The 21,718-nt window shown below is 73.8% G+C and carries 19 protein-coding genes and 1 tRNA gene; 14 read left to right on the forward strand and 6 right to left on the reverse strand.

The window, feature by feature from the left end:
* Nucleotides 1-31: 31 nt before the first annotated feature.
* The 4 genes from CP982_RS16570 to CP982_RS16585 all read left to right on the forward strand — a co-directional run bounded on the left by CP982_RS16570 (nt 32) and on the right by CP982_RS16585 (nt 2,801).
* Complete coding sequence (locus CP982_RS16570; RefSeq protein WP_150515519.1) at nt 32-295, forward strand: hypothetical protein; 264 nt, start codon at nt 32-34, stop codon at nt 293-295.
* 396 nt (nt 296-691) lie between these two features.
* Nucleotides 692-2,002 carry a helix-turn-helix domain-containing protein gene (locus tag CP982_RS16575; RefSeq protein WP_150511257.1) on the forward strand — a complete coding sequence of 437 codons (1,311 nt, stop codon included), beginning with the start codon at nt 692-694 and terminating at the stop codon, nt 2,000-2,002.
* Between the two features lie 10 nt (nt 2,003-2,012).
* Complete coding sequence (gene orn, locus CP982_RS16580; RefSeq protein ID WP_150511258.1) at nt 2,013-2,615, forward strand: oligoribonuclease; 603 nt, start codon at nt 2,013-2,015, stop codon at nt 2,613-2,615.
* Nucleotides 2,616-2,728: 113 nt separating this feature from the next.
* Nucleotides 2,729-2,801: transfer RNA gene (locus CP982_RS16585), tRNA-His, on the forward strand.
* A gap of 81 nt (nt 2,802-2,882) precedes the next feature.
* Here the strand turns inward: CP982_RS16585 and CP982_RS16590 are convergent.
* Nucleotides 2,883-3,938 carry a LacI family DNA-binding transcriptional regulator gene (locus CP982_RS16590; protein WP_150511259.1) on the reverse strand — a complete coding sequence of 352 codons (1,056 nt, stop codon included), beginning with the start codon at nt 3,936-3,938 and terminating at the stop codon, nt 2,883-2,885.
* Between the two features lie 318 nt (nt 3,939-4,256).
* Between CP982_RS16590 and CP982_RS16595 the strand changes: the two genes are divergently transcribed.
* Genes CP982_RS16595 through CP982_RS16610 form a run of 4 tightly spaced genes read left to right on the forward strand, consistent with a single transcriptional unit; the run spans nt 4,257 to nt 9,033 of the window.
* On the forward strand, nt 4,257-5,579 hold the full coding sequence (locus CP982_RS16595) for an ABC transporter substrate-binding protein (RefSeq protein ID WP_150511260.1): 1,323 nt from the start codon (nt 4,257-4,259) through the stop codon (nt 5,577-5,579).
* Between the two features lie 37 nt (nt 5,580-5,616).
* Nucleotides 5,617-6,576, forward strand: a complete 960-nt coding sequence (locus CP982_RS16600; RefSeq protein ID WP_150515520.1) for a carbohydrate ABC transporter permease — start codon at nt 5,617-5,619, stop codon at nt 6,574-6,576.
* Between the two features lie 9 nt (nt 6,577-6,585).
* Nucleotides 6,586-7,527, forward strand: a complete 942-nt coding sequence (locus tag CP982_RS16605; RefSeq protein WP_150511261.1) for a carbohydrate ABC transporter permease — start codon at nt 6,586-6,588, stop codon at nt 7,525-7,527.
* Between the two features lie 57 nt (nt 7,528-7,584).
* Nucleotides 7,585-9,033, forward strand: a complete 1,449-nt coding sequence (locus CP982_RS16610) for a GH1 family beta-glucosidase (protein WP_150511262.1) — start codon at nt 7,585-7,587, stop codon at nt 9,031-9,033.
* A 180-nt stretch (nt 9,034-9,213) separates the two neighbouring features.
* Here the strand turns inward: CP982_RS16610 and CP982_RS16615 are convergent, their stop codons facing one another.
* Both CP982_RS16615 and CP982_RS16620 read right to left on the reverse strand, forming a co-directional pair.
* Nucleotides 9,214-10,665, reverse strand: coding sequence for a sensor histidine kinase (locus CP982_RS16615; protein ID WP_150511263.1), 1,452 nt, complete (start codon nt 10,663-10,665; stop codon nt 9,214-9,216).
* Nucleotides 10,662-11,348, reverse strand: a complete 687-nt coding sequence (locus CP982_RS16620; protein WP_184925473.1) for a response regulator transcription factor — start codon at nt 11,346-11,348, stop codon at nt 10,662-10,664. The genes CP982_RS16615 and CP982_RS16620 overlap by 4 nt, the downstream gene beginning before the upstream one ends.
* A gap of 131 nt (nt 11,349-11,479) precedes the next feature.
* On the opposite strand from CP982_RS16620, the gene CP982_RS16625 reads away from it, so the two are divergent.
* Complete coding sequence (locus tag CP982_RS16625; RefSeq protein WP_150511264.1) at nt 11,480-12,004, forward strand: hypothetical protein; 525 nt, start codon at nt 11,480-11,482, stop codon at nt 12,002-12,004.
* 19 nt (nt 12,005-12,023) lie between these two features.
* Here the strand turns inward: CP982_RS16625 and CP982_RS16630 are convergent, their stop codons facing one another.
* Nucleotides 12,024-12,887, reverse strand: a complete 864-nt coding sequence (locus CP982_RS16630; RefSeq protein WP_150511265.1) for a spermidine synthase — start codon at nt 12,885-12,887, stop codon at nt 12,024-12,026.
* 266 nt (nt 12,888-13,153) lie between these two features.
* On the reverse strand, nt 13,154-13,501 hold the full coding sequence (locus CP982_RS41755; protein WP_170316643.1) for a hypothetical protein: 348 nt from the start codon (nt 13,499-13,501) through the stop codon (nt 13,154-13,156).
* Between the two features lie 569 nt (nt 13,502-14,070).
* Between CP982_RS41755 and CP982_RS16640 the strand changes: the two genes are divergently transcribed.
* A complete protein-coding gene (locus tag CP982_RS16640; protein ID WP_150511266.1) occupies nt 14,071-15,492 on the forward strand; it encodes an NsdA family TPR-like regulatory protein in 1,422 nt (473 codons plus the stop codon).
* Nucleotides 15,493-15,504: 12 nt separating this feature from the next.
* Here the strand turns inward: CP982_RS16640 and CP982_RS16645 are convergent, their stop codons facing one another.
* On the reverse strand, nt 15,505-16,101 hold the full coding sequence (locus CP982_RS16645) for a histidine phosphatase family protein (protein ID WP_150511267.1): 597 nt from the start codon (nt 16,099-16,101) through the stop codon (nt 15,505-15,507).
* Between the two features lie 293 nt (nt 16,102-16,394).
* Between CP982_RS16645 and CP982_RS16650 the strand changes: the two genes are divergently transcribed.
* The 4 genes from CP982_RS16650 to CP982_RS16665 all read left to right on the forward strand — a co-directional run bounded on the left by CP982_RS16650 (nt 16,395) and on the right by CP982_RS16665 (nt 21,624).
* Complete coding sequence (locus CP982_RS16650; RefSeq protein ID WP_150511268.1) at nt 16,395-17,513, forward strand: phosphatase PAP2 family protein; 1,119 nt, start codon at nt 16,395-16,397, stop codon at nt 17,511-17,513.
* Entirely contained in the window at nt 17,407-18,573 is a 1,167-nt protein-coding gene (locus CP982_RS16655; protein WP_150515523.1) for a hypothetical protein, read from the forward strand. Before CP982_RS16650 ends, CP982_RS16655 begins: the two co-directional genes overlap by 107 nt.
* Nucleotides 18,574-18,691: 118 nt before the next feature.
* Nucleotides 18,692-20,281, forward strand: a complete 1,590-nt coding sequence (locus CP982_RS16660) for a hypothetical protein (RefSeq protein ID WP_150511269.1) — start codon at nt 18,692-18,694, stop codon at nt 20,279-20,281.
* Entirely contained in the window at nt 20,278-21,624 is a 1,347-nt protein-coding gene (locus CP982_RS16665) for an AAA domain-containing protein (RefSeq protein WP_150511270.1), read from the forward strand. Before CP982_RS16660 ends, CP982_RS16665 begins: the two co-directional genes overlap by 4 nt.
* The last annotated feature ends 94 nt before the right edge of the window (nt 21,625-21,718 follow it).

The raw sequence follows: 21,718 nt of genomic DNA on the forward strand, positions 1-21,718 counted from the left end.
GGGGGCGCTCCCGCAGGAGTCGGCGAGCGACGTGGTGCGCTGGGCGGCGTTCTCCTGCGTCCTCGTCCCGGTCGTGCTCGTCGGGTACGGGACCTCGCTGGCCGGGGCGGCCGGTTCGGCCCTGGGACTCGCGGCCGTGACGGGGGTGTGCCGGGTGCTCCTCAGGCAGTCCGAGCGAGGGGCGGAGCGGGCCCTCGTCGAGCGGCGTCCGACCGCCGCCGGACGCCGCGCGGGGGCGGCTCCGGGGGCGCGCCGGGGCGGGCGTCACGCGGGGCCGAACGCGCCGGTTGACTGACTGATTCCGGCGCACTCCCCCATATGTTTTCAGCCAACTTCCGGCTGGTCCGCATTCCCTGGCCGAACGGGGGGTCAACCCACGTCCCACCAGGGGTGAAAGGAGCGAAGAAGGCATCCGCACCCTACGTTGACCGGCCACTGAGGCGAGGCGCACTTCCCTGCACGGCCCGTGAGTGCGACGCTTCGTGATCGAATGCTTCACGCCAAGTTGCCATGTCGACAATGCGCCGGGTGCTGAACTGGTCACGACGGCGTCACACGACGCAGTAGATTCGATCTTGACTGTAGTACGGCGGGGGACTGGTGGAGGACCGAGGGGAAACGTGCAGGAGCGACAGGTCCAGCAAGCACGTCAAGAACAGGGAGCCGCGACGACCGAGGGGGGCTTAGCGCCATGAGCCACGACTCCACTGCCGTGCAGGAAGCCGCGGCGCGGAAACTCTCCGGGCGGCGCCGTAGGGAAATCGTCGCGGTGCTGCTCTTCAGCGGTGGTCCCATCTTCGAGAGTTCCATACCACTCTCCGTGTTCGGCATTGACCGGCAGGACGCGGGAGTGCCCCGGTACCGGCTGCTCGTATGCGCCGGGGAAGAGGGGCCGCTGCGCACCACGGGCGGGCTGGAACTCACCGCGCCGCATGGCCTGGAGGCCATCGCGCGAGCCGGCACCGTCGTCGTCCCGGCCTGGCGGTCGATCACGTCGCCGCCACCGCTGGAGGCACTCGACGCGCTGCGCCGGGCACACGAAGAAGGGGCCCGCATCGTCGGTCTGTGCACCGGCGCGTTCGTCCTGGCCGCGGCCGGTTTACTGGACGGCCGACCGGCGACGACGCACTGGATGTACGCGCCGACGCTCGCCAAACGCTATCCGTCCGTCCACGTCGACCCGCGCGAGCTGTTCGTCGACGACGGGGACGTACTCACATCGGCCGGAACCGCGGCCGGAATCGATCTCTGTCTGCACATCGTGCGCACGGATCACGGCAATGAGGCGGCGGGCGCTCTCGCCCGCAGGCTCGTCGTGCCACCGCGCCGCGCGGGCGGCCAGGAGCGCTACCTGGACAGGTCGCTCCCGGAGGAGATCGGCGCCGACCCGCTGGCCGAGGTGGTCGCCTGGGCGCTCGAACACCTCCACGAGCAGTTCGACGTGGAGACGCTCGCCGCCCGCGCCTATATGAGCCGCCGCACCTTCGACCGGCGCTTCCGCTCGCTCACGGGGAGCGCTCCCCTGCAGTGGCTGATCACCCAGCGGGTGCTCCAGGCGCAGCGGCTCCTGGAGACCTCGGACTACTCCGTGGACGAGGTGGCCGGGCGCTGCGGCTTCCGCTCGCCCGTCGCGCTGCGCGGCCACTTCCGGCGCCAGCTCGGCTCCTCGCCGGCCGCCTACCGGGCCGCGTACCGGGCCCGCAGGCCGCAGAACGAGCGCGGTCTGGACGGCACCGCCGGAGCGCCGGGCGCCCCGGCGGGCCTGCCCGGCGCGCCCACCGTGGTCTCGGCGGACGGGCCTGGCGGCCCGGGAGGGCACAGCTCCGCGCCGGGCCCCAATCCGGGCATGTCCCCGGGTCCGGTCCCGGCCCAGACCCGGCGTACGGCGGCGGCCGGCGCCTTCGGGGCCTCGGCCTCCCTGGCGATGGACACGGGCAAGCAGCACGCCGACGTGTACGCGCCGGGACGCACGCCGCTCCCCGGTCAGAGGAGCGCGCCGTAGGGTTGGGCGCATGAACGATCGCATGGTGTGGATCGACTGCGAGATGACCGGGCTCTCGCTGACGGATGACGCACTTATCGAGGTGGCCGCCCTGGTCACCGACTCGGAACTGAACGTACTCGGCGAAGGTGTGGACATTGTGATCCGCCCGCCGGACGGAGCGCTGGAGACCATGCCCGAGGTGGTGCGGCAGATGCACACCACCTCGGGGCTCCTGGACGAGCTGTCCGGCGGCACCACGCTCGCCGCCGCCGAGGAGCAGGTCCTCGACTACATCCGTGAGCACGTGAAGGAGCCCCGCAAGGCCCCGCTGTGCGGCAACTCGGTCGGCACGGACCGCGGCTTCCTGCTGCGGGACATGCCGACCCTGGAGAACTTCCTGCACTACCGGATCGTCGACGTCTCCTCGGTCAAGGAGCTGGCCCGGCGCTGGTATCCGCGGGCGTACTTCAACAGCCCGGACAAGAACGGCAACCACCGGGCGCTCGCCGACATCCGCGAATCCATCGCCGAGCTGCGCTACTACCGCGAGGCGATCTTCGTCCCGCAGCCGGGCCCGGACTCGGACACGGCGAAGTCGATCGCGGCGAAGCACGTACTGCCCGCAGGTTAGGCGGCCCGAAGGGCCCGGTGTACGGGGTCCGGGAAAGGGGTGCGCGAGCACCCCTTCGGACCCTGTACACTTTTTCTCGGCCGGTCAGAAGAACGACAAAAGACCGGCTCATGGTGGGTGTAGCTCAGTTGGTAGAGCACCTGGTTGTGGTCCAGGTGGCCGCGGGTTCAAGTCCCGTCACTCACCCTGATCGGCGAAGGCCGGTCCGCTTCGGCGGACCGGCCTTCGTCACGTTCGGGCCGGGCCGCCCGGGCCGGGGCCCGCGCGTCAGGACGACGCGCGGTGGACCAGCTCCGTCGGCAGCACGATCTGCCTGCGGGCCAGCCGGCGGGCCGCCGCCGGACGGGGGTCGGCGATCTCGGCGAGCAGGACGTCCGTCATCGTGCGGCCCATCTCCACTATGGGCTGGCGCACACTCGTCAGCGGCGGATCCATGTGGCGGGCGATCGCCGAGTCGTCGAAGCCGACCAGGGCCACGTCGTCCGGTATGCGGCGGCCCGCCCGGCGCAGGACCTGACGGGCGCCCGCCGCCATCACGTCCGACGCGGCAAAGACCGCGTCCAGGTCCGGCCTGCGCGCGAGGAGGTCCGCCATGGCGCGGCGGCCGCCCTCCTCGGTGAAGTCGGCGGGCGCCGTCAGGGCCTCGTCCGGCGCGTGCCCGGCCTCCGCCAGGGCGTCGCGGTAGCCGTCGAGGCGCCGCTGGGCCCCGTACACGTCCAGGCGGCCGGTGATCGTGGCTATCCTGCGGCGGCCCCGGGCCACCAAATGGGTGACGGCGGCGCGGGCCCCCGCGAAGTTGTCCGAGTCCACCGAGGCCAGCGGCTCGTCGGCGCGGCGGCGGCCACTGATCACCGCCGGTATCTCCAGCTGCTGGAGCAGGTCGGGCAGCGGGTCGTCCGCGTGCACCGACACCAGCAGGACCCCGTCCACGCGGTGCGCCGACAGATACTGGGCCAGACGGCGGCGCTCCCGGTCACCGCCCGCGAAGGTCAGCAGGAGCTGCAGATCGGTGTCCGCGAGCGCGGCCCCCACCCCGTGGATGATGTCCGAGAAGTACGGCTCGGCGAAGAACCGCGACTCGGGCTCGGGGACGACCACGGCGATCGAGTCCGTACGGTTCGCGGCGAGCGCCCGGGCCGCCGTGTTCGGCACGTACCCCAGCTCGGCGACGGCCTCCTCGACGGCGGCGCGGGTGTGCGCGCTCACCCGGGGCGAGCCGTTGATCACCCGGGACACCGTCCCGCGGCCGACGCCCGCGCGCGCGGCCACCTCTTCCAGCGTGGGCCGCCCCCCGCCGCGCCCCTTGGGCTGACGACTCCCCATCAGTGCCTCCCCATGACGCGAAATCTAACAGCCGGGCCCCCGGCCACCAGCGGCGCCGCCGACGGCCCGCAACTCCTGCCGTCCGGTGCCTTGACACCCCCGCAGCGAGCCGCAACTCTTCAAGGCATCAAATATGGGAGCGCTCCCACTCTACTCGGCTCTTTCACGATCCGCACGTTCCGTCCCGAGCCGTTCCTCTCCAACTCATGACTCTCACAGGGCAGTTGACCGGTGGTCGGTACGTCGGAGCACTAGGAGGACACCATGCGCCACAGGACCCGCCGCAGGACGCATGACCGGACTCGCTACAAGACTCGAATGCCCCGTACGGCCGTGGTGCTCGCGGCCGTGGCCGCGCTCGCCGGGGGAGCGCTCACCGGCTGCGCGCAGGACGCCGACGACAAGGACGCCGGTGGCTCATCGGGCGGCGGGGGCGGGGGCGGCAAGGGGAAGACGACCCTGACCATCGGTGTGTTCGGCGCCTTCGGCCTGCAGGAGGCCGGTCTCTACGAGGAGTACGAGCGGCTCCACCCGGACATCGACATCAAGCAGAACTCCGTACAGCGCAACGAGAACTACTGGCCCGCGCTGCTCACCCATCTGAGCAGCGGCAGCGGCCTGTCCGACATCCAGGCCGTGGAGGTCGGCAACGTCGCCGAGCTGACCGGCGGCCACGCGGACAAGCTGGTGGACCTCGGCAGGACCTCCGGCGTCGACAAGAGCGCCTACCTCGACTGGAAGTGGAAGCAGGGCACCACAGAGGACGGGAAGACCATCGCCCTCGGCACCGACATCGGCCCGACCGGCATCTGCTACCGCAAGGACCTGTTCGAGAAGGCCGGGCTCCCCACGGACCGCGAGGCGGTGAGCAGGCTGTGGGCCGGGGACTGGGACAAGTACCTGCGGGCGGGCGAGCGCTTCAAGGAGAAGGCGCCCAAGGGCACCGCCTTCGTGGACGGCGCGACGGGCGTGATGGCCGCCGTGCACGCCTCCGGCACGCAGAAGTTCTACGACGCCGACGGCGAGCTCGTCTACAAGGACAGCCCGGCGGTCAAGGAGGGCTGGGACCTCGCGGCGCGGTTCGCCGAGGCCGGTCTCACCGCGAAGCTCCAGCAGTTCCAGCCCAGTTGGGACCAGGCGTTCGCCAACGGCTCCTTCGCCACGGTGACCTGCCCGCCCTGGATGCTCGGCTACATCAAGGACAAGGCGGGCGCCGGGGCCAAGGACCAGTGGGACGTCGCCGCCGCGCCCAGGCCCGGCAACTGGGGCGGCTCCTTCCTGACCGTGCCGGAGGCGGGCGACCACAAGGAGGAGGCGGCGAAGCTCGCGGCCTGGCTGACCGCGCCGAAGCAGCAGGCCAGGCTGTTCGACGAGCGGGCCAGCTTCCCGAGCGCGAGCGCGGCGTACGACCTGCCCGCCGTGAAGGACGCCAAGAACCCCTACTTCGGCGGCGCGCCCGTGGGCCGGATCTTCTCCAGGGCGGCCGAGGACGTGCCCGTACAGCCCATCGGCCCCAAGGACGGGATCATCTCCCAGTACCTCGCGGACACCGGGATGCTCGGCGTCGACCAGAAGGGCACCTCGCCCGACAAGGCCTGGGGCAAGGCCGTGAAGACCATCGACAACGCGCTGGACCAGTGACCCGGTGACCGACCTTCCGAGTGACGCCCAGACGGCCGTGTCCTCCGCCCCGTCGGCGGACACGGCCCGGGACGAGCGCCGCCGGGCGCGGCGCAGCCGCCTCTACCGCTGGGACGTGCGGTTCAGTCCCTACGCGCTCATCGCGCCGTTCTTCCTCTTCTTCGTCGCCTTCGGGCTCTTTCCGCTGCTCTACACGGGGTGGGCCTCGCTGCACCGGGTGGAGCTCGGCGCGCCCACCGACATGGAGTGGGTGGGTCTGCGCAACTTCTCGCGCCTCCTCGACGACGACTTCTTCTGGAACGCGCTGCGCAACACCTTCACCATCGGACTCCTCTCCACGGTGCCGCAGCTGCTCATGGCGCTCGGGCTCGCCCACCTCCTCAACTACCGGCTGCGCGGGTCCATGTTCTTCCGGGTGGCGATCCTCACTCCCTATGCCACGTCCGTGGCCGCGGCGACGCTCGTGTTCGTGCTCATGTTCAGCAGGACGGATCACGGGCTGATCAACTGGGGGCTCGGGCTCTTCGGGATCGACGCCGTGGACTGGCAGAACGGCGACTGGACGGCGCAGCTCGCGGTGTCCGCGATCGTGATCTGGCGGTGGACCGGCTACAACGCGCTGATCTACCTCGCCGCGATGCAGGCCGTCCCGCACGATCTCTACGAGTCGGCGGCGCTCGACGGGGCGAGCCGCTGGCAGCAGTTCCTGCATGTGACGGTGCCGTCGCTGCGGCCCACGATCCTCTTCACCTGCGTGGTGTCGACGATCGGGGCGACGCAGCTCTTCGGTGAGCCGCTCCTCTTCAGCCAGGGCGCGAGCCCCACCGGTGGCTCGGACCACCAGTTCCAGACGCTCGGTCTGTATCTGTACGAGCAGGGCTGGTTCAACCAGCACCTCGGGCGGGCCTCGGCGATCGCCTGGACCATGTTCCTCCTTCTGGTGCTGATCGGCCTGGTCAACTGGGCGGTCAGCCGGTGGATCCGCAAGAGCGCGTGAGGGGATGACATGACCGACGTGACGCAGACACACCGTGCGCCGCGCACCGGCGGGCGTGGGTCCGGTCCGGCGCGGCTCAGGCGCGGCCCGCTGCGGCGCGGGCGCGGCCCGGGCAAGCGCGGGGCCGGACGGCAGCTGCACGGCGGGAAGCTGACCTACGCCGTGCTCGTCCTCTTCACCATCGGCTCGCTCTTCCCGCTGGTGTGGACGGCGATCGCCGCGTCCCGGACCAATACGCGCCTCGCCCAGACACCGCCCCCGTTCTGGTTCGGCGGGAATCTCTTCAAGAACCTCGAGATCGCCTGGACCGACGCCAACATGGGCACCGCCCTGCTCAACACGCTGGTGGTGGCGGGCACGATCACCATCGGTACGGTGCTCTTCTCCACCCTCGCGGGCTTCGCCTTCGCCAAGCTGCGCTTCCGCTTCCGCGGCCTGCTGCTGCTTCTGGTGATCGGCACGATGCTGGTGCCGCCGCAGCTCAGCGTCGTACCGCTGTTCATGATGATCGCCGAGTTCGGGTGGACCGATCAGCTCCAGTCGGTGATCCTGCCGACGCTTGTCAGCGCCTTCGGGGTGTTCTTCATGCGGCAGTACCTCATCGAGGCGCTGCCCACCGAGCTGATCGAGGCGGCACGGGTGGACGGGGCCGGCAGTCTGCGGCTGATCTGGCACGTGGTCTTCCCGGCGGCGCGGCCCGCGATGGCCGTGCTCGCCATGCTGACCTTCGTCATGGCGTGGAACGACTTCTTCTGGCCGATCATCGCGCTCACCCAGGGCGGCGAGCCCACCGTGCAGGTCGCCCTCGCCGGGCTCGGCCGGGGGCAGATCCCCGACCAGTCCGTGATCATGGCGGGCGCGCTGCTCGGCACGCTGCCGCTGCTGCTCGCCTTCGTCCTGTTCGGCAAGCAGATCGTGGGCGGGATCATGCAGGGCGCCGTCAAGGGGTGAGCCCCTCCCTTCCCGTCCGTCCACTCCCCCATCCGTACGAACCATGGGAGCGCTTCCATGCCTGCTGCGAACCTGTCGTTTCCCCCCGGCTTCCTGTGGGGTGCCGCGACCGCCGCGTACCAGATCGAAGGGGCCGCGCGGGAGGACGGCAGGACCCCGTCGATCTGGGACACCTTCAGCCATACGCCGGGCAAGGTGCTCGGCGGCGACACCGGGGATGTCGCCTGCGACCACTACCACCGGTGGCGCGAGGACGTGCGGCTCCTGGCGGACCTCGGGATCAAGGCCTACCGCTTCTCGGTGTCCTGGCCCCGGGTGCAGCCCACCGGGCGCGGGCCCGGCGTGCAGCGCGGCCTCGACTTCTATCGCGCGCTCGTCGACGAGCTGCTCGCGCACGGCATCACGCCGATGGTCACGCTCTACCACTGGGACCTGCCCCAGGAGCTCGAATCCGCCCTCCCCGGCACGGCGGGCCCCGCGGGCGGCGGCTGGCCGGAACGGGAGACCGCCCACCGCTTCGCGGAGTACGCCGGGATCGTGGCCGGGGCGCTCGGCGACCGCGTGGAGCTGTGGACGACCCTCAACGAACCCTGGTGCAGCGCCTTCCTGGGCTATGGCTCGGGGGTGCACGCCCCCGGGCGCACCGACCCCGCGGCCGCCCTGCGCGCGGCCCATCACCTCAACCTCGCGCACGGCCTGGGCGCCGGGGCGCTGCGCGCGGCGCTGCCCGCCCGCGCCCGGATCGGGGTGAGCCTCAACCCGAGCGCGGTGCGCCCGCTCACCTCCTCGTCCGCCGATCTGGACGCGCGGCGCCGGATCGACGCGCTCGCCAACCGGGTCTTCACCGGGCCGATGCTGCGCGGTGCGTACGACGACGATCTGCTCGCGGACACCGCGCGGGTGACGGACTGGGCCTTCGTGCGCGACGGTGATCTGGACGTCACGCGGCAGCCGCTGGACTTCCTCGGCATCAACTACTACTCCCCCGCTGTCGTGTCGGCCGCCTCGCCCTCCGGTGCCCCGCGCCACGACGGGCACGGGGGCGGCGGCCACTCCCCCTGGCCGGGCGCGGACTCCCTGGTCTCCTTCCACCGCGCGCCCGGCGAACTCACCGCCATGGACTGGCCGGTGGACCCCACAGGACTGAAGGACCTTCTCCTCGAATACACCGCTCAGGCCCCCGGGGTTCCGCTCTATGTGACGGAGAACGGCGCCGCCTACGACGACAAGCCCGAGGGCGGCGCGGTCCACGACCCCGACCGGGTGCGCTACCTGCACGGACATCTGTCCGCCGTGCACGCGGCGATCCTGGAGGGCGCCGACGTCCGCGGCTACTTCCTGTGGTCGCTCATGGACAACTTCGAGTGGGCGTACGGCTACAGCAAGCGCTTCGGCGCGGTGTACGTCGACTACGAGACCCAGCGGCGGACGCCCAAGTCGAGCGCCCGCTGGTACGCGAAGGTCGCCGCGAGCGGGGAGCTGCCGCAGCCCGCCCCCGAGGCCTGAACAGGGACGCGCCCCGGCCGTGGGGGGGGTGACGGCCGGGGCACGCGTTCCCGTGGGGGGATCCGTGCAGCACGTTAGCCCTGCTCCGGGGCGCCGAAGCGGTCCTTATGCCGGACTTAAGGAAGGCATCGGGGCTCGTTAAGGCCGGGCGGGCCGGGCGGGAGCGCCCCCCGAAGGGGCCTATCGCGTCGGGGTGCGGCGTCGGCGGCGTACCATCGCGCGCGCCGCCCGCCGCCCCACCGACGGCCGGACGGCGCCCCGCTGGAGCCAGAGCCGCACCTCGGTGCCGCCGAGGACCGAGCGGCCGATCCGTACGTCGCCGCCGGTCGACTCGGCGAGGCGGCGCGCGATGTCGAGGCCGAGCCCGGTCGAGCCGACCACACCGCCCGCGTCGTCGTCCGTGCCGTCCGTACCGTTCAGACCGTTCAGACCGTCGGTGCTGTCCGTGCCGCCGGAGTTGCCCCGTGCGAGGGCCGCCTTGGGGTCGGCGATGCCGTCGCCCGCGTCGGAGACGAGCACGATCACCGCGTCCTCGCCGCTGTGCACGTCCACGGCGAACGCGGCGCCCTCCCGGGTGTGCCGGAAGACGTTGCCGAGCAGCGCGTCGAGCGCGGCGACCAGATCGGCCCGCGCCACCGGTATCCACACCGGCCGCTCCACGCCCGCGACGCGCGCCTCGCGCCCCTCGTCCTCGGCGAGCGCCGACCAGAACTCCATGCGCTCGCGGATCACTTCGGCGGCGTCGCAGCCCGCGCCGTGCCGCCCGGCGACCGTGCGCGGCTTGGCGTCGCGGGCCGTACGGATGATCGTGTCGACCTCGCGCTCCAGCTTCTCCACGGCGATCCGGGTCTGCTCGGCAGCGGGCCCGTCACCGAGGGACGCGGCGTTGAGCCGCAGCACGGTCAGCGGGGTGCGCAGGCGGTGCGACAGGTCGGCGGCCAGCTCCCGCTCGTTGGCGAGGAGGTGGACGACCTGGTCGGCCATGGAGTTGAACGCCACGGCGGCGAGCCGCAGTTCGGTGGGCCCCTCCTCCGGCACGCGCGCGGTGAGCCTGCCCTCGCCCAGGTCGCGGGCGGCGCCGACCAGGCGCCTCGCGGGCTGGACCATGCGGACGCCGAGCCGGTCCGCGACGGCCACCGAGCCGATGACGAGCCCGACACCGACGCCGGCGAGCACCAGCCAGGCCGTGGTCACGCCCTTGCTGACCTCGCTCTCCGGCACGTGGATCTCGACGACGGCGATCTCTCCGGAGCCGATGGCGAAGGGCTGGAGCAGCGCGTAGCCCCCGGACACGGTGACGGTCCTGGCCCGGCCCTGCTCGCGCGTGGAGGCGACGTCGTGGGGGTGGGCGCGGCGGTCGCCGATGGTCAGCGCGGGGTGCGCCCCGACGGCCGGGACGTGCACGGCCATGCGCCCGTCGCCGCCCGCCTCGGAGGTGGCGACGGCCCGGGTGAGCTCGGCGCGGTCGGTGGTGATGGAGAGCGTGGGGCCCATTCCGGCGGCGTGCCGCTCGGCGTTGGAGAAGGCGCGGTCGCGGGCCATCTCCTGGATGACGAGGCCCAGCGGGATGGCGAAGGCCGCCACGACCATCGTCGTGACGGCCAGGCACACCTTCACGAGCGCCCACCTCACAGCGGCGGCTCCAGCTTCACGCCGACGCCCCGCAGGGTGTGCAGATAGCGTGGGCTCGCCGCGGTCTCCCCCAGCTTGCGGCGCAGCCAGGACAGGTGGACATCGATGGTCTGGTCGTCGCCGTAGCTCTGCTGCCACACCTCGGCGAGGAGTTCCTTGCGCGCCACGACGACGCCGGGCCGCCCGGCGAGGAACGCGAGCAGGTCGAACTCGCGCCGGGTCAGGTCGAGCGACGCGCCGTCCAGCTCGGCCTGGCGGCGCAGCGGGTCGATGGCGAGGCCGCCGACGCGCAGCACCCGGCTCGCCGGTGACGCGCCGGAGCCGCGGGCGCGGCGCAGCACGGCGGTCATGCGCGCGGAGAGGTGCTCGACGGAGAAGGGCTTGGTCAGATAGTCGTCGGCGCCGTCGTTGAGGAGCCGGACGATCTCCGCCTCGTCGTCGCGCGCGGTCGCCACGATCACGGGTACGTCGGTGACGCCGCGCAGCATCTTGAGCGCCTCGGCACCGTCCAGGTCGGGCAGCCCGAGGTCGAGGATCACCACGTCGAACCGGAAGTGGGCGACCTCGCGCAGCGCCTCCAGGGCGGTGCCGACGCTCCGTACGGTGTGGGAGGCGTCGGACAGATGCCGGATGAGGGCCGAGCGGACGAACTGGTCGTCCTCGACGACGAGCACACGAGCCATGGGCGGCACCGTACGCCATGCGGACGGCACCGGTGCCCCGAGGGACTTTTGGCCCGGACATGGGCGTCATGTCCCCCACTGTGCCTGTGATTTCTGGTCACGGCGGTGACGGTGGGGCACCATGGCCCGCTATGCGCAGAGGTCTCCTGCACGCCGGCGCGTGGTCGCTCGCCACGGGCGCGGCGGTCACGCTGTCGTGGTGGGGCGTGCACACCGTGATGGCGGGCACGGCCTACGATCCGCCGCGCGCCCTCCCGCTCGCGGCGGAGCACCCGGAGGACGCGGTGTCGTCGTCCACGCACCGGCCCGAACCGGAGCCCCGCTCACGGCCTTCGAGGCCCGCGCGGTCCGCCGCCGCCCCCGAGCCGTCGCGGAAGCGGCCCGAGCCGCGGGACCCGGCGCCCCGGACGTCGCCTCCGCCCGAGTCCGCCCACGGCCGGGTGAAGACCTACTCCACCGACGGCGGCCGCGTCGTGTTCGACCTCGGCGGGGACGCCGCCACGCTGGTGTCGGCGTCGCCCGCGACGGGCTGGTCGATGCGGGTGTGGAAGGCCCCGGCGTGGATCCGGGTGGAGTTCACGTCGGGCGCGGACCGCGTCTCGGTGTTCTGTACGTGGCACGACCACGCGCCGCGGGTCGACGTCACCGCGTACTGAGCCACGGCCCGGGGCGCGCTCAGCGGAACACGGAGGGCGGCGGCGCGGGCGAGGCCACCGCGCTCGCGTCCGTGACGGCGGCCGCCCCGCCGCCGAAGTCGACGAGGGCGCGCCCGTGTTCGACACGCGCCGGGTGCGGGTCGCTCGCGCTGCGCCGGGTCAGCTCGGCGATGGGCAGGGGGCGCGCGGAGGCGAGAAGCACCGCGTTGCCGAAGCGCTTGCCGCGCAGCACGGCGGGGTCGGCGACGAGGGCCAGCTCGGGGAAGACGGCGGCGGCGGTGGCGAGTTGGCCGCGCAGATAGCCGAGCGGCGGGCCGTCGGCGAGGTTGGCGGCGTAGTGGCCTTCGGCCTTCAGGACGCGGCGTACGTCGCCGAGGAACTCCACGGACGTCAGATGCGCGGGGGTGCGGGCGCCGCTGAACACGTCGGCGATCACCAGGTCCGCCCAGCCGTCCGGCACCTTGGCGAGCCCCTCGCGGGCGTCGGCACCGCGCACGCGCACGCGTGCCTGCGGGTCGAGCGGCAGTACGCGGCGCACCAGGCTCACGAGGACGGTGTCGCGCTCGACGATCTGCTGGGTGGAGCGGGGGCGCGTGGCGGCTATGTAGCGGGCGAGGGTGAAGGCGCCGCCGCCGAGGTGCAGCACGTGCAGGGGGGCTCCGGGCGGGGCGGCGAGGTCGGCGATGTGGCCGAGCCTGCGCTGGTACTCGAAGTCGAGGTGCGCCGGGTCGTCGAGGTCGACGTGCGACTGGGGTGCGCCGTCGATGACGAGGGTCCAGGCCCGGGGGCGGTCCCGGTCGGGCAGCAGCTCGGCGAGGCCGCCGTCGACCTCCTCGACCACGGCTTCCCGTGCCGCGTCCCGGCTCCGCCTGTTCCTCGCCATCCGGCCATTATCGCCGGGGCGACCCGGTCCCGCCCTCGCGGGGCGCCCCGGACCCGCCCCTTCCCGCTCCGGGGGCTGCCGCCCCCGTCCCCCCGCCTTTTCGGCGCTCCGCGCCTCGTCCTCAAACGCCGGACGGGCTGGATAGGTCGCCGGTGCGGACCGCATCCCGTCCGCGGCCCGCAGGGGGCCTCCGGCCCGCACCGGAGACTTTCAAGCCCGTCCGGCGTTTGAGGACGAGGCCGAAGGCCGATGAGGGCCGCACAGCCTCAACGGCAGTTGTCGGCCGCCTCGATCATGCGCTGGGCCTCGCCCAGGGCCGCGCGCAGGGCGTCGGGGTCCGTCACCGGGTCCGCCGCGCCCGGGGGCAGCAGCCAGCCGGTGCCCGCGACGGGGGGCGGGGGCGTCGGGTCCTGGGCGTCGGTGCCGGGTCCGGTGAAGGTCTGGGTGCAGGCGCTGCCCGGCAGGTCCCACGCGGCCGCCGTGCCGGGCGGCACCAGGAAGCCGAGGGTGTCGCAGCCGCCGTCGTGCAGGACGGGCCCCACGGTCTCCTCCCCCGCGCCCCGGCGCAGGATGTCGACGGCTTCGAGGCCCTGCCGCGCGGGCACGGTCACCAGGTCGCAGTGCTCGTGAGGGGGGTGGGCGACACCGGACGCGGCGTACGGGGTGTGGGGGTTGTACGGGACGTAGGCGGTGTGCGCGGTATGCGGGGCGGACGGGGCGTGGCGTACGTACGGCTCGTGGCTCCGGGGCCCGGAGTGGGCGGGGCCACGCGGATCGCCGCCGCCGGGCCCGGCGCTGCGGTCCTGGCTCGGCCAGTGCCGCGCCGTGGTCAGTGAGCCCCCAGATTCGCTGTTCTCCATGCCGACCTCCAACAAGGGAACCCCTCCTCGCCAGGGCGGAAGCCGCTTCGCTCCCTCTCCGCACTGGTTCAACGCGCGACCGCGTCAACGGCTACGGCGCCACGCCGCCGTAATGGATGGCAGATGATGGCAGATCACGGGTGAGATATCCGGTTTGTAGCCAAACTCCACGTCGTCGCCGGGTCACAGAGGGTACTTTCTTGCTCCGCCGGGACACGGCCGGACCACGGGGCAGCGCGGGGGCGGGACGCGCGGCGCGGGACTCCAGCGGTTCGTCGGCACGGTCCCACGAGAGGGCCTCGGTCCCCACGAGAGGATCCGGCATGGCGTCGTCTTCCAGGGCTTCGTCCACCCCGCCGCCGCGGCCGAACCTCGCCTTCAGGCGGCTGCGCGGGCAGCGCTCGCCGGGCGAGTTCGCGGCCCTGGTACGGCGCGCCGCGCGCGAGATCGGCGAGCGGGTCAGCTGCGACGCGCGGTACGTCGGCCGCGTCGAGGCGGGCGAGATCCGCTGTCCCAACTACGCGTACGAGCGGGTGTTCCTGCACATGTTCCCCGGCCGGACCCTGACGGACCTCGGCTTCGCCCCGCGCTCGGCGGTCCGCGGCCGGGGGGCGCGCACGGACGCCGAAGCGCCCACGGCGCACGCCCTGAGCGGCATCCCCGCCCAGGGCGGATTCGAGCACCACGAACAGAACCACTGCGACGAGGAGAGCGACGTGCGGCGTCGCGCATTCATGACCAGCGGCACAGCCACCGTGGCGGCCGCATCACTGACGGCGCTGCCCCTGAGCGGCACCGCCGAGGCCGCTGCGGGCACGGTCCCCCGCCCCCGCACGGCGGGCGAGGCCGAGGCCCTTGCGGTGGAGGAGGCGGTCCGCCGGATCCGGCTGCTCGACGACCGGCACGGCGCCGACGGCCTCTACCGGCGCGCCGCCACCCCGCTGCGCACCGCCTACGCCCTGCTCGACGCGGGCACCTCGCGGCAGGCCACGGCGGACCGGCTCTACGCCGGCGCGGGCGAACTGGCCATCTCCGTGGGCTGGCTGGCGCACGACTCGGGCCGCTTCGACGACGCGCGCTCGCACTACGCGGAGGCGCTCGCGACGGCCCGGATGGCCGGGGACCCCGCTCTTGAGGCGCACGCCTTCTGCAACTCGGCGTTCCTCGCGCGCGACGCCGGGCGCCCGCGCGAGGCGGTGCGGGCGGCGCAGGCCGCCGCGCGGGCCGCCCGGCACGTCGCGTCGCCCCGGCTCCTGTCGCTGATCGCGCTGCGCGAGGCGGGCGGCTGGGCGGGGCTCGGCGACCGCGCGGGCTGCGAGCGGGCCCTCTTCCAGGCGCACGCCCTGTTCGACCGGGGTCCGGGCGCGCAGGACCCGGAGTGGATGACGTTCTACGGGCCCGCCGAGCTGGCGGGCCTGGAGGCGCAGTGCTGGTCGGCGCTCGGCCACTGGGAGCGCGCCTCGCGGCACGCGCACCGGGCGGCGGACGTGGCGGCGGCGCAGACGCCCGAGTTCACCCGGAACATCGCCCTGTACACCGCCGAGCTGGCCGACGACCTGGCCCGCGCGGGCCGCCCGGACGAGGCCGCGGCGGCGGGTCTGCGGGTCCTCGCGCTGCTCGACGAGGTCCAGTCGTCCCGCATCCAGGGGATGCTCGCCACCACCGCGCGCGTGCTGCTCCCGCACCGGCGCGCCGCCGGGGTGACCGACTTCCTCGCGCACCACGCGTCCCGCGCGCGCGGGTGACGGTGCGCCCGCTCAGCCGCCGAGGTGCCCGGTCTCGTTCCAGGACTCGAGCGCGGGCTCCCCGTACGCCCAGCCCAGGACCGAGAGGGACGTCGGGTTGAGCCGGATGCGGGAGGCGAAGGAGATGTCGTAGCCGAGCCAGCGGGCGCCGATGGCGCGCAGGATGTGGCCGTGGGCGAAGACGAGCACGTCGCGGTCGGCGCCGCGGGCCCAGTCGATCACCTCGTCCGCGCGCGCGGAGACCTGCGCCAGCGTCTCGCCGTCCGGTACGCCGTCGCGCCAGATGAACCAGCCGGGCCTGATCGCCTGGATGTCGGCCGGGGTCAGACCGTCGTACGCGCCGTAGTCGAACTCCATCAGGGCGTCCCACTCCGCCGCCCGGTCGCCGAAGCCGGCCAGCTCGCACGTCTCCCGCGCGCGGGACAGCGGGCTGGTGCGCACCTCGACGCCGGGGAGGCCGTCGTAGGGCGCCCGGTGCAGCCGCTCGCCGAGCAGCTTGGCGCCGCGCCTGCCCTCGTCGAGGAGCGGGATGTCGGTCCTGCCGGTGTGCTTGCCGGACAGCGACCACTCCGTCTGTCCGTGCCGGGCCAGCAGGATGCGCGGTGCCATGAGGGGCCTTCCTAGGAGGAGCGGGGAGCAGTGGGGAGCGGCGAGGGCGAAGCGATTTGCCGGAAATCAGCTAGGACAAAAGCGGACAAGTGATCGTCCGCTCCCTCATGTGCCCTTCTGTTTCCCTCCATCATCACTCACGCGCGCGAAGAGCAACCCGCACGCCGATCTCTGCGTCTTTGACCACCAGGGGATGGCTCGTCCGCGTTCGCGTACGCCGTAAAGTGACCCAGCGGCCGTACGCCGCGACAACTGAGCGAGAACAGCGCGAAATGAGATGGGGGATCCACCGGATGCCGCAGACCGAGGCACAGGGCGCCGGCAACGGCGGCATATCCGGGCACCGGGTACGGGGTGTACCCGGCCTCCGCCTGCGCTGGTGGACCGAGCTGCCGCTGATCCTCCTGGTGTACGGAGCCTACTCGGCGGGCCGCCTGCTGGCGCGCGGCGACGTGACGACGGCCGTCGACCACGGCCTGTCCATCCTGCGGGTCGAGAAGGCCCTGAACCTGAACCTCGAACACCCCCTGAACCGGCTGTTCACCGCCCACGCCTCCCTCGGCGTCCCGGCCGACTTCTGGTACGCGTCGCTGCACTACCTGGTCACCCCGCTGATCCTGATCTGGATGTTCCGCAGCCGGGCCGTGCACTACGCCGCGGCCCGCACCTGGCTGATGGTCTCCACGCTCATCGGTCTGATCGGCTTCTCCTTGATGCCGACCTGTCCGCCGCGCCTGCTCGACTCCGGTCACGGGTTCGTCGACACCATGGCGCAGTACAGCGACTGGGGCTGGTGGGGCGGCCAGGCCAGCGCCCCGCGGGGCCTGGGCGGCATGACCAACCAGTACGCGGCGATGCCGAGCCTGCACGTCGGCTGGTCCCTGTGGTGCGGCGTGATGCTGTGGCGGTACGGACGCGGCCCGGTGGCGAAGACGGCGGCGGTCGCCTATCCGCTGCTGACCACGATCGTCGTGATGGGCACCGCCAACCACTACTTCCTGGACGCGGTCGCGGGCGTCGCCGTGATGCTCGTGGGGCTGCTCCTGGTCAAGCCGGTGCGCAGGCTCGCCGAGCGGGTCACGGCGCGGCTGCGGCCCGTCGTCGCGGCGGCGCTGCCCGGCCGGTCCGGGTCCGGCTCCGGGGCCGGGGCCGGGTCCGCGTCCGACGGGGACACCGCGGCCGTCGAGGGCGCGGACGCGTACCCGGCGCGGGCCACGAGCGCCACTTCCGGCACACACGCCTCCGTTGTCAGTGGCGGATGCCAGACTTCCACGGGTGAGCGAATTCCCCATCAGCGCAAGCTCGGTGCCGAGTCCGGCTCCCGGGCCCCGAGCGGCGCACGAGCGGCCGGCCACCCCGCGGACAGCGGGGACGGCGCTGCGGCGACGGCTGGCGGAGCTGCGCGGACCTGACGTACCGGCGCAGCCGCTCGACGCCCGCGCCCTCGCCGCGCTCGCGGCGAATCCGGGCTGTCACCGACGCGCGCTCCTGGACGGCGCCGGGGTGCCCAAGGCGGAGCTCGCGCACTCGCTGGGCGCGCCTTCGGCCTTCGGGCAGTCCCAGTTCGCGTTCATGCGCGGGCACGCCTTCGAGGCGCGGGTCAAGGCGGACGGCGGCGCGGAGCTGCTCCGGCTCACGCACGCGCGCGTGGGTGGCGGCCCCGAGCCGGTGCCGGGCGAGGCGAGCGTGCCGGACCTCACGGCGGCGGGTCCCCAGGGCCGCGCGGGCCGCACCGAGCTCGCGCTGCGCGAGGCCACGGCCGCCGGGGCCTGGACGCTGCTCGACCACCCCATGCTGGCCCTGGACGTCGCGGGCACCCCTGCCTTCCTTGAGCCGGACGCGGTGGTGGTCGCCCCGGACGGGACGTGGACGGTCGTCGAGATCAAGTCCTTCCCGATGATCGACGGCTCGGCGGACGCGGCGAAGGTGGGCGCGGCCGCCCGGCAGGCGGCGGTGTACGCGCTGGCCCTGGAGGACCTCGCCGCCCGTCTCGGCGACCCGGCGCCCCGGGTGCGCCACCACGTCCTCCTGGTCTGCCCCAAGGACTTCTCGAACCTGCCGACGGCGTCCCCCGTCGACATCCGCAAGCAGCTCTCCGTCACCCGTCGCCAGCTGTCCCGGCTCGCCCGCGTCGAGGACATCGCGGCCGCCCTTCCGCCGGGCACGACGTTCGACGTCACCCGCTCCGCCGCCGAGCTGACCGCCGCGGTCGACGCGGTCCCCGCGACCTATGCGCCGGAGTGCCTCGCGGCCTGCGAGCTGGCCTTCCACTGCCGTGCCCGTGCCCGCGCGGAGGGCGAGGTGACGGCGCTCGGCCGTTCCCTGCGGGGCGAGCTCGGCGCCCTGGCCACCGTGGACCAGGCGCTGGCGGCGGCCCGGGGGGAGGCCGGGGATCCGGACGATCCGGCGGTGGCCGCGCTGCGTCGGGCCGGGGCGCTGCGGGCGGAGGCGCTGGCGGGGAGGCCCGGGTGACGCCGGTCCCGCGCGGGGCGCCCCGCTGTGCCCCATCAGCGCGCTCCGCGCCTCGTCCTCAAACGCCGGACGGGCTGGACGACCAAGCCCAGCAGACAAGGACCCCGAGGCACCGCACATGACCCTGATCGACAACCTGGCCCGGCTTGAGGCGACGGCCAGCGGGCGGGCGAAGCCCCGGGCCACCGTTCGCCACCGGCACCTGTCCCAGCGGCCCCTGGTCCTCGTGCCGCTGACCACGGCCGGAGAGGCGGGCGCCCCGCTCGGCGCCCTCATCGGCACCGAGCGCACGTCCCCGCGCCTGCTCGTCGTCCCCCAGCCGCGCGACCGCGACCTGCGCTTCGCCTTCCTCGCCCAGCTCGCCGACGTCCTGCTGCCGTACGTGGAGGCGTACGGCGACGACGTGGAGGCGGCCGAGCGCACCGAGACCGACCCGGAGACCGGCAAGCGCGTCAAGGTCGAGGTCGAGCTGTGCGCGGACGCGCCCCAGCTGATCGTGCCGAGCCGCGCGGGCGTCGAGTTCGTCCGGCTCCTCGGCCGCTCCATGCGGTTCCGCCGCACGGCCGAGCAGGACCCGGACACACCGCACCCGGCGCCACCGCGCGTGCCGCTGCTCGGGCGCTGGCTGACGCACTTCGGGGAGCGCGCCCGGGTGCCCGGCGCGTCCCTGCTGCTCGCGATGACGGACCTGCTGTCGCGGCACTGGGCGACGGGCCAGTCCAGCCTGGAGGAGCAGCACCTGGGCGCGCTGCTCGCCTGGATCGAAGCGCCCGAGGGCAGCTCGGGCGCGGCCGCGGCGCTGCGCGCGGAGCTGGCCAGGGACGCCGCGGGGCAGCTGCTGTGCCCGCCCGCGGGCCCGGCCACCGACCCCGCGTTCGACAACGACCTGCTGGCTCCGGCCATCGAGGCCTACGACCGCGCGCGGACGGCCCTCGCCGCCGCCGAGGACGGCCTGGAGGCCGACGCGCGCCTGGCCGCTCTGACCGCCGCCGAGCGGGAGATCCGCGCCCTCGTCGACAGCCGCACCCGGCCCACCTGGGACGCGGTCTGGCGGGGCCTCGACGCCCTGTGCACGCTGCCCGAGGCCGCGCACGCCGAGGACCGGTGGCGCGGCGACCGCTGGTCGTACACCGCGCACCGCGACCGGGTCGCCGCGGGCGAGCCGCCGCAGCCGCGCCTCGACGACGCGGTGACGGCGGCCCAGAAGCTGGCCACGCGCGAGCGCGAGCAGGCGCGCCTGGACGCGCACGAGGCCCTCGACGACCCGCTGGTGATGGCCGGGCGGCGGCTGCGCGGCGAGGCGTTCGCCGGGGAGGTCACCCAGGTCGTGAGGGCGTACGGCGAGGGCAAGTCGCCGCGCCCGCGCCCGCTGGTCACCGTGCGCACGGCCGACCGGCCGCATCTGGACGAGGGCGTGAAGGTGTACCGCTCCCTGGACGGCAAACCGCAGACCGCGCACTTCGTGACGTACGACGGCGACGAGGGCCTGCTGGTGCTGCGGATCGTGGACAAGATGGGGCGCGGCAAGGAGCCCGAGCCCGGCTCCGTGCCCGAGGTCGGCGACCGGCTGTGCTGGACGCTGTTCGAGCACGAGCAGCGGGGCGGCCCGAAGCTGCCGGACCCGGAGGACACCCCCTGGACGCACGGCGGCCCGCCGGACGCCACCGCCGAGATTCCCGACCCCGTGACCGCGGAGGACACCCTGTGACCCCGGCTTCCCCCGCCGCCTTCGACCCCGGCGCCGCGGCCGCCCGCGCCACCGACGCGATCCTGCGCGACACGCTCGACGGCGCGCACCGCGGCGTCGTCGTGGACTCGCCGCCCGGCGCGGGCAAGTCCACGCTCGTCGTGCGGGCCGCCCGCGAACTGGCCGCCGCGGGACGGCCCCTGATGGTGATCGCGCAGACGAACGCCCAGGTCGACGACCTGGTCCTGCGCCTCGCCGAGAAGGACCCCGAGCTGCCGGTGGGGCGCCTGCACAGCAGCGACTCCGATCCGTACGACAAGGCGCTCGACGGCCTGGCCAACGTGAAGAAGTCCACGAAGGCCGCCGACCTCACGGGGCTCGACGTGGTGGTGTCCACCGCCGCGAAGTGGGCGCACGTGCGGGGCGTCGAGCCCTGGGGGCACGCGATCGTCGACGAGGCGTACCAGATGCGGTCGGACGCGCTGCTCGCCGTGGCCGGTCTGTTCGAGCGGGCGCTGTTCGTGGGCGACCCGGGGCAGTTGGACCCGTTCGCGATCGCCGAGGCCGAGCAGTGGGCCGGGCTCGCCTACGACCCGTCGGCGAGCGCGGTGTCCACGCTGCTCGCGCACAATCCCGAACTGCCGCAGCACCGCCTGCCGGTGTCGTGGCGGCTGCCCGCGTCGGCCGCGCCGCTGGTGTCGGACGCGTTCTATCCGTTCACGCCGTTCCGCAGCGGTACGGGCCCCGATGACCGGGCCCTGCGGTTCGCCGTGCCGTCGGACGGGTCGGGGCCCGACCGGGTCATCGACGAGGCGGCGGCCTCCGGGTGGGGCCTGCTCGAACTGCCCGCCCGGCACACGCCGCGCACCGACCCGGAGGCGGTGCGGGCCGTCGCCCTGGTGGTGCGGCGGCTGCTCGACCGGGGCGGGGCGGCCACGTCGGAGCGCGCCGCCGAGCCGGTGCCGCTGACCGCGGACCGGGTGGCGGTGGGCACGGCGCACCGCGACCAGGCGGCGGCGGTGCGCGCCGCGCTCGCGTCCCTCGGCGTGGCGGACGTGACCGTGGACACGGCGAACCGGCTCCAGGGCCGGGAGTTCGACGTCACGGTCATACTCCATCCGCTGTCGGGGCGGCCGGACGCGACGGCGTTCCACCTGGAGACGGGGCGGTTGTGCGTGCTCACCTCACGGCACCGGCACGCGTGCGTCGTGGTGTGCCGGGCCGGCGTGGACACGCTGCTCGACGACCACCCGGCGACGGAGCCCGTACGCCTCGGCGTGACGGTGAAGTTCCCGGACGGCTGGGACGCGATGATGACGACGTGGTCCCACCTGACGGAACACCGGGTGTCCTGGCGCTCCTGACCGCGACACCGACATCAGTGCCTCCCGCCGAGCACGTCACCGCCCCACCGCCGGACGGAGTCCGGCACGCCGCCGGAGGCGGCCGACAGAAACA

The sequence above is a fragment of the Streptomyces spectabilis genome, from assembly GCF_008704795.1.
GTDB classification, from domain to species: Bacteria; Actinomycetota; Actinomycetes; order Streptomycetales; family Streptomycetaceae; genus Streptomyces; species Streptomyces spectabilis.